At 44.5% G+C, this 13959-nt stretch carries 13 protein-coding genes and 3 pseudogenes; 3 read left to right on the forward strand and 13 right to left on the reverse strand.

Features of this window, described 5'->3' with window-relative positions:
* Positions 1–15 precede the first annotated feature (15 nt).
* From QUE24_RS12655 to QUE24_RS12695, 9 genes and pseudogenes are all read right to left on the reverse strand, one after another.
* The gene (locus tag QUE24_RS12655) at positions 16–441 is read right to left on the reverse strand and encodes a DUF1841 family protein (protein WP_286304183.1); all 426 of its coding nucleotides are present in this window, start codon (positions 439–441) and stop codon (positions 16–18) included.
* Positions 441–1097, reverse strand: coding sequence for an endonuclease III (gene nth, locus QUE24_RS12660; RefSeq protein WP_286304184.1), 657 nt, complete (start codon positions 1095–1097; stop codon positions 441–443). The genes QUE24_RS12655 and nth overlap by 1 nt, the downstream gene beginning before the upstream one ends.
* A 1-nt stretch (position 1098) precedes the next feature.
* Positions 1099–1785, reverse strand: coding sequence for an electron transport complex subunit E (locus QUE24_RS12665; protein WP_286304185.1), 687 nt, complete (start codon positions 1783–1785; stop codon positions 1099–1101).
* Positions 1782–2417, reverse strand: a complete 636-nt coding sequence (gene rsxG / locus QUE24_RS12670; protein WP_286304186.1) for an electron transport complex subunit RsxG — start codon at positions 2415–2417, stop codon at positions 1782–1784. Before rsxG ends, QUE24_RS12665 begins: the two co-directional genes overlap by 4 nt.
* A complete protein-coding gene (rsxD, locus tag QUE24_RS12675) occupies positions 2417–3448 on the reverse strand; it encodes an electron transport complex subunit RsxD (RefSeq protein ID WP_286304187.1) in 1032 nt (343 codons plus the stop codon). Before rsxD ends, rsxG begins: the two co-directional genes overlap by 1 nt.
* A 3-nt stretch (positions 3449–3451) precedes the next feature.
* The gene (gene rsxC / locus QUE24_RS12680; RefSeq protein WP_286304188.1) at positions 3452–4972 is read right to left on the reverse strand and encodes an electron transport complex subunit RsxC; all 1521 of its coding nucleotides are present in this window, start codon (positions 4970–4972) and stop codon (positions 3452–3454) included.
* Positions 4969–5529 carry an electron transport complex subunit RsxB gene (gene rsxB / locus QUE24_RS12685; RefSeq protein WP_286304189.1) on the reverse strand — a complete coding sequence of 187 codons (561 nt, stop codon included), beginning with the start codon at positions 5527–5529 and terminating at the stop codon, positions 4969–4971. Before rsxB ends, rsxC begins: the two co-directional genes overlap by 4 nt.
* Before the next feature lie 4 nt (positions 5530–5533).
* On the reverse strand, positions 5534–6115 hold the full coding sequence (rsxA, locus tag QUE24_RS12690; protein WP_040576593.1) for an electron transport complex subunit RsxA: 582 nt from the start codon (positions 6113–6115) through the stop codon (positions 5534–5536).
* 187 nt (positions 6116–6302) lie between these two features.
* Positions 6303–7357 (reverse strand): annotated as a pseudogene (locus tag QUE24_RS12695) (3-deoxy-7-phosphoheptulonate synthase).
* Between the two features lie 195 nt (positions 7358–7552).
* On the opposite strand from QUE24_RS12695, the gene QUE24_RS12700 reads away from it, so the two are divergent.
* Complete coding sequence (locus QUE24_RS12700; RefSeq protein WP_286304190.1) at positions 7553–8245, forward strand: MaoC family dehydratase; 693 nt, start codon at positions 7553–7555, stop codon at positions 8243–8245.
* A gap of 55 nt (positions 8246–8300) precedes the next feature.
* Here QUE24_RS12700 and nhaD read toward each other — a convergent pair.
* From nhaD to QUE24_RS12720, 3 genes and pseudogenes are all read right to left on the reverse strand, one after another.
* A pseudogene (gene nhaD, locus QUE24_RS12705) lies at positions 8301–9682 on the reverse strand (sodium:proton antiporter NhaD).
* Between the two features lie 143 nt (positions 9683–9825).
* Positions 9826–10296 carry a low molecular weight protein-tyrosine-phosphatase gene (locus tag QUE24_RS12710; protein WP_286304191.1) on the reverse strand — a complete coding sequence of 157 codons (471 nt, stop codon included), beginning with the start codon at positions 10294–10296 and terminating at the stop codon, positions 9826–9828.
* Between the two features lie 72 nt (positions 10297–10368).
* Positions 10369–11248 (reverse strand): annotated as a pseudogene (locus QUE24_RS12720) (fructosamine kinase family protein).
* A gap of 203 nt (positions 11249–11451) precedes the next feature.
* Between QUE24_RS12720 and rpiA the strand changes: the two are divergent.
* The gene (rpiA, locus tag QUE24_RS12725) at positions 11452–12132 is read left to right on the forward strand and encodes a ribose-5-phosphate isomerase RpiA (RefSeq protein ID WP_286304194.1); all 681 of its coding nucleotides are present in this window, start codon (positions 11452–11454) and stop codon (positions 12130–12132) included.
* Between the two features lie 77 nt (positions 12133–12209).
* On the opposite strand, the gene QUE24_RS12730 is transcribed toward rpiA, so the two are convergent.
* The gene (locus tag QUE24_RS12730) at positions 12210–12725 is read right to left on the reverse strand and encodes a peroxiredoxin (protein WP_286304195.1); all 516 of its coding nucleotides are present in this window, start codon (positions 12723–12725) and stop codon (positions 12210–12212) included.
* A 161-nt stretch (positions 12726–12886) separates the two neighbouring features.
* Here QUE24_RS12730 and QUE24_RS12735 point away from each other — a divergent pair, with 161 nt between their 5' ends.
* Positions 12887–13894, forward strand: coding sequence for a Gfo/Idh/MocA family protein (locus QUE24_RS12735; protein ID WP_286304196.1), 1008 nt, complete (start codon positions 12887–12889; stop codon positions 13892–13894).
* Positions 13895–13959: the final 65 nt, after the last annotated feature.

Below are 13959 nucleotides of genomic sequence, written 5' to 3' on the forward strand. Positions count from 1 at the left end.
TTAAGTTGCTGTGATTTATGGCAAAAGCTGCTTCAAAGCGTTTAGGTACTCGTCTTCTGATGGTGGCATGCCATCACGTTGTGCTTGCCATATAGATTGCGCCAGACAGTCCATCATCATGTGATCACAGTGATGTGGGTCTTGTTTGGAATGAAGTAATTGCTGATAGATGTCACGAATACCCTGGGGTCTATTTGTTTGAATCTGTTCGTGCAGAGCCAGATGTAACCCCATATGTAAATAAGGGTTGGTTTCGCCAGCTTCAACGAAGTAGTCTTGATCGATTTTATCTGGTTGATTAAATAAGGCGTGATATTCGGGATGAAGCTCAATGATATGAGCGATGTGTTTTTCGAGCTCGGTGAGGGGGGCGCTAGTATGGAATTTCTTCCAAACATCGAAATAGACTTGTCTGATTTCTTGTCGGTTTTGACCAAACATTATGATGCAGTTCGTGACTGACGACGTTGCTGGTCACGGTAATAGTCACAATATTGGGTGACAGAGCAGGTGTCACATTTTGGTTTACGCGCCAGACACACATAGCGGCCATGTAATATTAGCCAGTGATGCGCATCTAACAGATAGTCTTTCGGGACAACTTTCATAAGTTTGTCTTCGACCGCCTTAACCGTTTTTCCTTTTGCCAGCCCTGTTCTGTTAGATAAACGAAAGATATGCGTGTCTACGGCAATGACAGGGTGTTTAAAAACGGTGTTTAAGATAACGTTAGCGGTCTTGCGACCAACACCAGGTAAGGCTTCCAGTGCTTCCCTATCTTCTGGGACCTGACTGTTATGTTGCTCAATTAAAATTCGACAGGTCTTGATGACATTTTCAGCCTTGCTGTTGAATAAACCAATCGTTTTGATGTATTGCTTTAAGCCATCCACTCCCAAGGCGAGAATTTGCTCAGGCGTATTCGCTATTGGGTATAGTTTGTCCGTGGCTTTGTTCACCCCCACATCCGTCGCTTGAGCTGACAGAATCACTGCAATCAGTAACTCAAAAGGAGAAGAGTAATGAAGCTCCGTTGTAGGTGCCGGGTTATGTGCTTTTAAAGTAGCAAAAAAGTCACGCCGTTGAGCCTGGTTCATCTTAGCTGCTCGTAGCGACTTCGGCTGTGGTTTCAACTTTTACTGTTTGTTGCTTACTTAGTCTGGCATCAATCACATTTTTTAAGGCAACAATTAATCCCAAGCCGATAAAAGCACCCGGTGGTAACAAAGCCAACAAAAAGCCACGATAATCATCAATAACGGTAATAGTGAAGTTTTTTGCGATATCACCAAACATCAACTCTGCCTGACTGAATAAGGTGCCTTGACCAATCAGTTCACGCATGCCGCCAAGCACAACCAGGACAGCAGTAAAGCCAATTCCCATCATTAGCCCATCCAGCAACGCTGGTCCAACTGAATTTCTAGCGGCGAAAGCCTCTGCACGGCCAATGATGGAGCAGTTGGTGACAATCAGCGGGATAAAAATACCCAAAATAATGTAGAGATCATGGAACCAGGCATTCATCGATAATTCAATAATGGTCACAATTGAGGCAATGATCATGACAAAAACGGGTAATCTTGCTTCATCAGGAATCTGGTTTCTGAGTAGCGAAATCAAACCATTTGATGCCACTAAGGTCAGGATGGTTGCTAATCCCAGTCCCAGTCCATTAATGACGGTGTTCGTTACGGCGAGGAGGGGGCATAAACCCAGAAGTTGAACAAGGGCGGGGTTATTCTTCCACAGACCTTCTTTTACAATCTGATAATAAGCATTCATGATTTTTCCTCATTGATAGCAAATAATGCTTCACGATGATTTTTGAAATACTCAAGCGAGCCTTTTACCGCTCTCACCACAGCTCTTGGTGTAATGGTTGCCCCAGTAAACTGGTCAAAAGCACCACCATCTTTTTTGACCTTCCATTTGGCTGATGATGGATTTTCTAATGATAAACTTTCGAATTGTTTAATCCAGTCAGAACGGCTGGCATCAATTTTATCACCCAGTCCAGGGGTCTCTTTGTGATTGATAACACGTACGCCTGCCAGCGTACCATCGTTATAAATCCCAACCAGCATTTTAATACGTCCCGAATAACCGTTGGGCGCGACAACGGTCAGGATGACAGCGACTGGTTGATCCTGTTTGCGAGCACGGAAAACTTGAGTGGGTTCTTCAGTACCTAAGCTTTCAGTGGCTGGCAGTAAGATGGTGTCTTGTAAAATCGCATTATCGTATTGTTCATGCGGTATCAGAATATTGATGGCATCCAATAATGCTTGACGTTCGTTTTCTTTAATTTGTTGACGTGTATTTTGTTCTGTGTAGGCCACCATGGTGGTAGCGACGATAGCAAAAATGCCCAAAACCACGCCTACGCGTAAGATGTGCTTTTTTAGGTCCGCCATTATTTCGTGGCCCCGTAGACTTTAGGTTGCGTGTAATAATCAATTAGCGGTGCCAGCATATTCATTAACAGCACAGCAAAGGCGACACCATCAGGATAGCCACCCCACACTCGAATGATGTACGTTAAAGCGCCTACACCAGCACCAAATACCAGACGACCTTTCACCGTTGTCGAACCTGAAACCGGATCAGTGGCAATAAAAAACGCACCTATCATCGTGCCGCCACTTGTCAGGTGGAATAGAGGGGAGCCCGTGATTTCAGGGGCGAACAAATAAGTGACACCACTCATGACAAACAATGTGCCGATCATGGCAACCGGGACATGCCAGCTAATGACACGACGATAAAGTAAATAAAGACCACCAATGGCAAACCAGATGTTAATCCATTCCCAACCTAAACCACCTAAACTGCCAAATAGGTTTTGATTAACGATATAGACAGGCGCAATTGATTGTCCTATCTGAGTTTTCATTGTATCGAGTGGCGTTGCCCCAGAAACAGTATCTGCAGTCCAACCAGCGCTGGTTTCACCGTAAAAAATTAATTGAAAAGCCGAATGTAAATCGAGAGATTTGTCTGTCAGCGAGTCAACAGGTAACCAGGTTGTCATTTCAAGCGGGAAGGATACTAATAACAATACATACCCAACCATGGCAGGATTAAATGGGTTGTAGCCCAGACCTCCGTACAAATGCTTGGCAAAAATGATGGCAAATAAAATCCCGGTGACCGTTAACCACCAAGGCGCGAGCGGCGGTATGGCGACAGCCAACAATACGGCTGTTACTGCCGCACTGCCATCGGTGATGAAAGGTTTAATCGGTCTTTTACGAAGTGTCAGCATGACTGCTTCTGCGAGCAGGGCGACGATTAATGCCAGTGTAATATTGATTAAGACCGCAGGGCCAAAGAAATAAACCATCGCGGCTACTGCAGGAATCATCGCTAAAATGACTTGCAGCATTTGCAGCGTCACGCGGTTGGTACCTGCCAGAAATGGCGGGCTCATTCGAAATATCGCCATTATTTACTCCGTTTCCTTACTATCCGCTTCGGCTGTCACGGCAGCTTTTTCTTGTTGTTCTTTTTTGGCTTTAGAGGCTGCTAAGGCTGCTTTACGCTGACGCTGACGCTCTTCTTTTTCACGCTGTTCCCGTTCTAAACGTGCCTGACGTGTTTCGAAACGGTCGCGAGCGAGATCTGATTTCTTACGTTCACGTTCTTGGTTCATGATTTCCGTTTTAGCAAAGCGGAAATAGGAAACTAACGGAATTTTGCTTGGGCAGACATAATCACAACAACCACATTCAATACAATCGAATAAGTTGTAATCTCGAGTTTGATCAAAATCTTTAGCTCGTGAATGCCAGTAAAGTTGTTGCGGTAATAAACTGGCAGGGCAGGCGCTTGCACAGTCGCCACAGCGGATGCATGGCAAAGGTTCCTGTGCTGGGGCGGCATCTTCCACACCGGCGAGAATACAGTTTGCTGTTTTTGTCACAGGTAAGTTATCGCCAGACAGGTTAAAGCCCATCATGGGGCCACCAAGAATGAAGGCTTCATCAGGTTCGCGCTGAGTTTCTGCGTACGCTAATAATTCTGAGATGGGTGTGCCAAAAAGGGTTTCAAAGTTGCCTGCATGTGTGACGTCTTTTCCGGTCACCGTTACGATTCTGGAAATCAAAGGTTCCCCATGAAAAATGGCACGGCCCACTGCATGGGCTGTGCCCATATTGTGACTCACAATACCCAAATCAATCGGCAAGCCATCACTTGGCACTTCTTTACCCGTCACAACTTGAATAAGTTGTTTTTCACCACCCGTTGGGTAACGAGTGGGTACAACAACCAAGCGTGTATTATGCATATCAGGGCGAGAAGCCAGAGCTAACTCCATAGCTGAAATGGCTTGCGGTTTGTTATCTTCAATTGCCACAATAACTTCACGAGCCCGAAGTGCGTACTGCATGATTTCAATACCATCCAATATGCCGTCAGCACGTTCGCGCATGAGCATGTCATCACAGCTGATGTAAGGTTCACACTCAGCACCATTTAGCAAAAGTGTTTCAACAGTGTGATGAACGCCGGGGTTCAATTTGATGAAGCTTGGGAAACCCGCGCCTCCGAGGCCAACGATACCTGCATCGCGTACGATTTGACGAATTTCATGAGTCGAAAGTGAACGGTAGTCTTTTACGGGTTCACGCTCAATCCAGCGATCTTCACCATCGGTTTCGATAGTGATGCACGGCGCTGTCAGACCGGATGGATGGGGAATAGGCTGCTCATTAATGGCGGCAATGGTACCTGAACTGGGGGCGTGCAGGCAGACTGAAACATGGCCATCCGCACGAGCAATTCGTTGTCCCTTAAGTACCTTATCACCCACTTCAACAATAGGAATAGCTGCACTACCAATATGTTGTTGCAGCGGTAGAATCAGCCGTTTTGCGAGTGGTGTTTTCCGTATGGGAGTTTGAGTTGACCGCTTCTTATGACCGGGCAACTTGAGTCCACCTGGAAATGAGCCTAATGTTTTTGTCATGTTCTTTCTCCACGTTCTAGTTGGACGTGAGAAGGATCTGGCCAGCGCCAGGTGTTTGGATTAGGTGCCATTTCAACCATATCAATACAATCTACCGGACAAGGTTCTAAGCAGAGCTCACAGCCTGTGCATTCATCAGCAATAACTGTGTGCATATGTTTTGCCGCACCCAGGATTGCGTCGACAGGGCAAGCCTGAATACACAAAGTGCAGCCGATACAACGTTGTTCATCGATGACTGCAAGCATTTTGGGTTTTTCAACACCGCACTCTTCATCGAGTGGTTTAGGTTCAACATCGAGCAAATCCGCCAGTGCTTGAATGGTTGATTCGCCGCCGGGAGGGCAACGGTTTATATCAACTTCACCTGCTGCAATAGCTTCAGCGTAAGGACGGCAACCTGCAAAACTACATTGACCGCATTGTGTTTGAGGAAGAATTTTATCGATCTGATCGACGATAGGATCGCCTTCAACTTTGAACTTGACGGAAGCAAAGCCTAATAGCAAACCGAGAATTAACGCCAGAAGCGTTAAAGCAATAACCGCTGTCAACATGGGCTTATCCTTTCACTAGTCCGGTGAAGCCCATAAAGGCCATTGACATCAGGCCGGCAGTAATCAGGCCGATCGCAGCACCTTGAAATGGAACAGGTACATCGGCTGCAGCAAGACGTTCACGCATGCCAGCGAAAATAATCAATACCATTGAGAAACCCAGAGCAGCACCAAAGCCATACAGTGCTGACTCAATAAAGCCATGTTTTTCTTGTACATTTAGCAGAGCAACACCCAGTACCGCACAGTTGGTAGTAATGAGGGGTAAGAAAATGCCTAATACCTGATAGAGCAGTGGACTGGTTTTGTGAACGACCATTTCTGTGAATTGCACAACTACAGCAATGACAAAGATGAAACTGATAGTGCGAAGAAACTCAATACCAAAAGGGGCCAGCAAATATTCATTGATCAAATAACTGCTGATAGAAGACAGCGTTAAGACAAAGGTGGTCGCCAGAGCCATCCCCATGGCTGTTTCCAATTTACGAGACACACCCATAAAAGGGCACAGCCCCAGGAATTTGACCAAGACAATGTTATTGACCAGTATCGTACTTATAAGAATGAGGGCATAATCTGCCATTTAATAACCTACTGATTTTCTCAGGAATTAGTTGTCATTTCAGCACGGAATCAATTCTGCTGTAAACGGTAATCAGTAATTATAGCTTAAAAAGCATTAATATCGAAGCTGTTAGAGTGATATTAATGCTTTATTTGTGAGCTACTTATCCGTTATCTGGACACGGAGGATTTGACGTCAGTGATGTTTATTTTTGTCGGCGTTGCTGTACAGCTTCAGCCAGTTCTCTTAATAAATCTTCAGTATTGTCCCAAGCCATACAAGCATCGGTAATACTTTGACCATAAACTAACTCTTTTCCAGACTCTGCATTCTGACGACCAGCAATCAGGTTGCTTTCCAACATGAGGCCGATAATACGATTTTCACCTGTCGCAATCTGGGCAGCGACTTCGCGACAAACCGTTTCTTGCTGGATGTGGTTTTTTCCACTATTGGCGTGGCTGCAATCAATCATGATTCTGACATCTTGACCAGATCGGCTAATGACCTCTGCTGCAGCATTGATGCTGTCACTATCAAAGTTGGGCTCACGTCCACCACGTAAGATGATGTGACAATCAGGGTTGCCCGTGGTGGAGAAAATAGCCGAGCGTCCTGCTTTAGTCAAAGACATGAAATGATGAGGTTTAGAGGCTGACAGACATGCATCGACAGCGATTTGAACGCCTCCATCTGTTGCGTTTTTGAAGCCAACAGGACACGATAAACCTGAAGCCAGTTCACGGTGAGCTTGACTCTCTGTTGTTCTGGCGCCGATTGCTCCCCAAGACACCAGATCTGCAATATATTGTGGACTGATTAAGTCCAGGTATTCAGTAGCAGAAGGCACGCCCATTTCAGCTAAATCAAGCAATAGTTTACGGGCAATGTGTAGTCCATCATTGATTTTAAAGCTGCCATCCAGATAAGGATCGTTGATTAACCCTTTCCAGCCAACCACAGACCGTGGTTTTTCAAAGTACACCCGCATAATAATTTGCAAGTCATCTTGAAGTTCTTCAATTAATGGTTGCAGTCTTGTGGCATACTCTCGAGCAGCAAGAGGATCATGAATAGAGCACGGACCTACAATAACTGTTAAGCGATCATCGCGTTTATGCAGAATATCCTGCGTCGCTTTACGCGCATTAAACACCGTTTCAGATGCTTGATCAGTAATCGGCAATTCTTCATGAAGTTGCGCCGGGGGATGACTTCTTGAATCCCCGTGATTCGTAGGTCGTCTGTGCTATAGAGCATGGTGTGTCTGTTATCAATATGGAAACAGAGGATTGTAACCGCTGAGGGCTTTTTGTGCTATCTCAAGCGTGTAACAAATCAGAATGTGATCTGCCCAACGACAAGTCACATCCTATGGCACACTATATGCACAAAAACTAATGACTAGGGAATAAGTCAAAAATTCGGCGTTCAAGTTTGAAAAAAGGATCAACTATGCGGCTGGTAGAGTCATTTAAACAGGGCCAAGAGAAGCTCGAATCGATCAACTCAGAAATAAAAAGTCGCGTAGAGACTACCCTGAGAAGCTGGCCTGAGACGATCAATAAAAAAGTCTCTGATATTCGCAATTTTTCTCTGCCATGGACGCAATATTTTCACTTTTTCCATGACAGTGAAGAAACCATTGCTCACGAATCAGAACCTGTTTTAAAACTCAGTGATAAGTTTGCTGCTTTACATCAACGCATTGAAGCTGATCTAGGCGTTGAAAATTTCGTGGGGGAGTGGTTCTTGGTGGATCAAGCCTGTATTGATCAATTTGCTCAGGCAACCGGCGATCATCAATGGATTCACACCGATCCTGTCAAAGCTGAAAATGAGTCTCCATTTAAAACAACCATTGCTCATGGGTTTTTGACACTGTCTCTGATTCCAAAATTAACGGATACAGTTAACCCCGAAAAGAATGATTATCCTGAAGCCAGAATGTTGGTGAATTACGGGATGAATAAAGTTGTTTTTCCTGCGCCGGTGAGGGTTGGAAAACGTATTCGTGCTCGGACTCGGATTATTGCTGTAACACCGCTTAGAAAAGGGCTTGAATTAGTTCGTGAAGTGACGATTGAGGTGGAAAACAGCAAACGACCCGCCTGTGTCGCGGAAATGTTATTACGCTTATATGACTGATAAAAAAGGCGGTTTCATGACCGCCTTTTTTATTGAGAAGATGTGTTTTGTTTTATTAAAACATGGCACTATTCAGCCAGAGATGAACATAGATGCTGGCTGCATAACCAAGGGCAATCGCCCAGATCCATTTGATGTGTGAGAAGAAAGTGTAAATGCCTCGCGCTTGCCCCATCACAGCGACACCCGCTGCTGAGCCAATCGATAGTAAAGAACCACCGACACCCGCTGTCAGCGTGACTAATAACCATTGTCCCTGGCTCATGTCCGGATTCATTGAAAGCACAGCAAACATCACAGGAATATTATCGACAATGGCTGACACAATACCGACTAGAATGTTAGCGGTTGTTGGGCCCAAGTCTCCGTACATCAGCTGCGAACCCAGGTTGAGATAACCAATGGTGCCAAGTCCACCTACGCACAAAATAATGCCGTAGAAAAACATCAATGTGTCCCATTCTGCACGCTCAACCTGTTGAAATATATTGAACGGTTTGCGTCGATCTAATCCTTCAACTTCAACCCCTGGTAATCCTTCTTCATCAGATGTTGTGTTGATAAATGTTTTTCTATCACGCATTTTTAAGGTGTAACCGTAGAGCTTTAATAAGCCTAGTCCAGTCATCATGCCAATGACAGGTGGTAAATGCAGGAAATTATGGGCAGACACAGCCATGGCGATAGTGACTAAAAATAAGCCAACCACAACAAAAGCGCCTTCTTTGAGTTCTGCTTGGTCTGAGTTTGCTTGGGGTTGTCCATTCTTAATGGCTACTGACATTAAAAGTGCAGGAACAAACCAGTTCACAACAGATGGAACAAACAATTTAAAGAATTCTTGAAATTCTACGACCCCTTTTTGCCAAACCATCAATGTGGTGATGTCGCCAAATGGACTGAACGCACCACCTGCGTTTGCAGCAACAACTATATTTATACAGGCCAGAGACACAAACTTGACATTTGTGCCGCCAACCGCCATTACAACGGTGGCCATCAATAATGCCGTGGTTAAGTTATCCGCTACGGGGGATATAAAGAAGGCGAATAACCCTGTGATCCAAAAATACTGCGCAGCGAAAAGCCTTTATTGATTAACCAGGCTCGTAGACTATTGAATACGCCTCGTTCTCCCATGGTATTGATATAAGTCATCGCCGCTAGTAAGAACAAAAGCAACTCACCATACTCTTCTAGGTTGTGTCGAATCATCAGCCCTGCAGTGTGGTGATATTCAGAGTCTGGTTGTTGTGCATAAATGAGTGCAATCAAGCCCCATATTACGCCAGCCGCGACCATGACAGGCTTAGACTTGCGCATATGGATTTCTTCTTCAAGGATAACCAAAGCATAGGCCACCACAAACAACAAGATTGAGACATAACCGACCCAGTGAGTGGTTAAATCAAGTAATTTCGCATTTTCTGCAGCCATGGCGGGGTAAGGCAGAGCTAACAGTGCGGCGAAACTAAATAGGAGCCATGGGCGTCCTTGAAGAATTGATTTCACGACAATAATCCTTATGAATGACGAGACCGGGCAATAATACGCCGGAATTTAAGCTGAACAAATAAATATCAGTTAACGACGCTATCATGAAATCCTTTAGAGGCGTCTGCAACAAGATCAAACACATGATTAAAGCCATTCTGCCCGCCGTAGTAGGGATCCGGTACATCGCTTTCTTCACGTTGCGGCGCATAGTCCAGAAACATTTTGACTTTGTGTTTGTATGCATCAGGACAAGCGTTGATTAAAATTTCATAATTACTGGTATCCATGGCCAGTATGTAATCAAACTCTTCAAAATCAGCTTGGCTGAATTTACGGGCACGGATGTAGGATAAATCGATACCACGCTGTTTTGCGGTCTGTTGAGCACGGCTATCAGGTTCTTCGCCAACGTGATAAGCATGGGTGCCAGCAGAATCAATGAGAAAACGATCGCGTGTGCCCATATCTTCGGTTAACTTGGTAAACACACCCTCAGCCGTAGGTGAACGACAAATATTACCCATACAGACAAACAGTACTTTTATTTGATTCATTGTTGATTTCTTTTATTTCAATACTAATTATAAAAAATGAGATTAAATATAATAAAGCCAATATCTCAGCGGTTATATTTCTGAAAGCAGTTGGTCAATCATTGACTCAGCCTGGCCCATATAACCACCCCCGAATAAGTTAAGATGATTGAGAATATGGTAAAGGTTATATAAGGTTTTGCGCGTTGAATAGCCGGAATCTACAGGATAGATAGCATTGTAAGCAGCAAAAAAATCTCGGCCAAATCCACCGAATAATTCTGTCATCGCTAAGTCCGTTTCACGATCGCCGTAATAGCAGGCAGGGTCATAAATAACGGGCTGCCCGTTCTCATCTGCTGCCGCATTTCCCCCATAAATCACCGTGTAGTATGGATGGATGGGGCTGATGGTTTTCGAGCAGTTTATCCAGCTCATCCATCAGTTTTTCACCTCTGGATTGTATTCGACCAGAATAACCATTTTGTGCAGCAAACTTGAGTTGTTGACCCAAGCGTTGCTCTCGCCAGAATGTCAGCCAGTCGTGTGTTTGGTCATTGATTTGAGGGGTACTGCCTATAGTGTTATCCATCTGCCAACCAAAATAAGGTTGCTTGACTTTATGCATGTGCGCTAACTGTTCCCCTAACGCAATATTGCTATTACCCCTTAAGCCTTTGAGAGAAATATATTCCAGCACTAAATAGCTGTGTTCATGAGTGGTCCCTTGGCATATGACGCCGGGAACGCGCACGCTTTTAGTGGCCGCCATTTCTTGTAAACCAAGCGCTTCCGCTTCGAACATCAAAGACAAAGAAGGTTGGTTGAGTTTTATGAAATAAGTGTGTTGATCAGTCTTCAGTTGATAGGCGCTATTGATACAACCGCCACCAATGCTGCTCAATTGGTATGGCTGAAGACTCTGATGGATAGTTGATTCGATATGTTCAACAATGGAGTCAAGTTGTGCCATTATTTTTCCTTAATGAGATTTGAGAAAAACGAGTGAAGTGTTGCCGTTAAGGATATGAGCTATAGAGAAAGGCATCAAGTTTCTGCATCATATTTGGGCACGGAATTCACCGAAGAACCATCAACCACAAGGATTGTCCGTTTTTTTATACGTGTTGGCTATGTAAGCTGATGATTATTTATGATGGCATAAGGAGTTTGTCTATGGCTATTAATCCTAAACAACGAGTGGCACTGCATGCTGCCAATCTGGTTGAGCAGAATATGGTAGTTGGCTTAGGAACCGGTTCGACAGCTAACTTTTTCATTGAAGCGCTGGCTAAGCGTTGTAAGGCCGAAAAATTAAATATTCAAACTGTCAGTAGCTCTGCTATCAGTGCAGTCAAAGCACGTGAGGCGGGTTTACCTGTCGTATCGATAGCGGATCTTGATTCACTAGATATCTATGTTGATGGTGCAGATGAGGTCACGCCGGATCTCACCTTATTGAAAGGGCGCGGTCAGGATTTGGTGAATGAAAAGTTATTGGCCTCTGCGGCTGATCAGTTCTTTGTATTAGTAGATGAATCAAAACTGGTTGAACATATTGGAGATAATTTTCCTATTCCAGTTGAAGTGATGCCGCAAGCATGGCGTTTAGTGTTAACCCAGCTAAAACATCAGGGCGGAGAAGGGCAGCTCAGGCTAAATGCATCAGGTGATAATGTTGCTGTCACGGCAAGTGGTAGTCTGGTGCTGGATATGCAGTTTAAGGATATGGATAGTCTAGAATTGACGATGATTTTAGATACGATTCCCGGTATTGTTGAGCACGGAATTTTCAGTGATATCGCCTCCGCTATTTTTATTGGTGGAGAAAGTGAAGTAGAAGAACACTGGCGTTAAAACTATTTTTCATTGGCGTGATGACATGATGGTACATGGAGGAGTTGAGCTCCCCCATGTACTCAGAGTCTAAGACATTAGCCTTTTTTGAGTTCTTCCAGAATGGTTTCTGCTTTGGATTTACCAAACTCACCCGAGCCTTCAACACCAATATATGTCACTTCGCCATCTTTCAGAATGCAGGCAAAACGATAGCAGCGTACGCCCATGCCACCGGCCGTTAAGTCACGGTCTAAGCCCATAGCCTTGGTCAGTTCAGCACTACCATCAGCCAACATTCTAACTTTACCTTCATTGTTGACTTGTCTACCCCACGCCCCCATGACAAAGGCATCATTCACGGCCATACACCAGATTTCATCTGCTCCTGCTGCTTTGATGTCATCTGCAAGGCGTATAAAACCAGGTAAATGCTCCTCAGAGCAAAGCGGAGTAAATGCACCAGGTACACCAAAAAGAACGATGGTTTTGCCTTCTGTGAGTGATTGCACATTTTGTGGTTGAGGGTTAACAGGGCAGCCACTGCTTGCTGAAAAGTCTACACATTCTGAGAGTGTCGCCGCGGGAATTTTCTGTCCAACTTCGATTGTCATACTTGCTCCTTAATCCATTATTTTTATTTACAGGTTAACTAGCATAAGACAATCGCTATGAGATAAAAACACTATGAAACATGAGGTTTTATCAGTTTGGAATTGTGAAGGTGAGTCGATATGATGTTAGTAACTTACTCGAATCAAAAGGATATAAACACATGGCTGAAAAACAATTACGCTGGGGAATTTTAGGTGCTGCTCGTGTAAACGAAAAATTACTGCCCGCTATTGTTGAAGCAGCTAATGCGAAATTGGTCGCCATTGCTAGTCGTCGTCCTGGTGCTGCAGCAGAAGTTTTGCAAAAACTAGCGCCAGAACAAACTGAGGTAGAGACTTTGGACGATCCTGAAGCACTGCTTTCTCATTCACAGATCGATGCTATCTATTTACCCATGTCGAATGAAGAGCATGCGGAATGGGCTTTGAAAGCCATAAACCACGGTAAACACGTGTTGATTGAAAAACCGATGGCACTAACGGTGGCGGATATTGATGCGATTGAAGCAGCTGCGAAAGCAAACAATGTCACGGTGATGGAGGGCTTTATGTATATCTTCCATCCCCAACATGATTATGTAAAACAGTTGATTGATGATGGCAAGATTGGTGATGTGCGCACGATGAAAACGGCGTTTGCCTTTCCAATGAAACCCGCTCGACTGTATAGGATCAATCGCGATATAAACGATGGTGGTGGCGCCATGTGGGATATTGGTCCTTATGCTATTCATACAGCAAGACTATGGTTTGATAACGAGCCTGTTGCAGCCATGGCGATGGCCAAGCTCAATGACAGTGGAGCGGATGTCAGCTTGAGTGGTGTATTTGATTTTACGGATGGTAAGTTTGCTCATTTTGAAATGAGTTTTGAGCATGCCAGACGCAGCGAGTATGAAATCATCGGGACTAAAGGCGGTATTAAATGTCATACCGTTTGGCAACCGGAAACGGAAGAGGCCACAATTAGCTGGTGGAATGATGAGGAAGAACAAACCGTCTCTATTCCAAAGGCCAATCATTTCAATCTGGAAATAGAGCATTTCTCTGAGTGCATACTGCAAAATAAGGCTCCCAAGCTCACGATGACAGATGCAAGAAATAATTGTGCTGCTATTTGTGCTGCTCTGGCTTCAGTCCGACAATCAAAAAAAGTTGATATTGATTGAAAGTCAGCAACACTGATAGTCATAATTGATACAAACAAACGGATCTTTAAGTAGAAAAGCCGAAA

The sequence above is a fragment of the Methylophaga marina genome (assembly GCF_030296755.1).
Lineage (GTDB): Bacteria > Pseudomonadota > Gammaproteobacteria > Nitrosococcales > Methylophagaceae > Methylophaga > Methylophaga marina.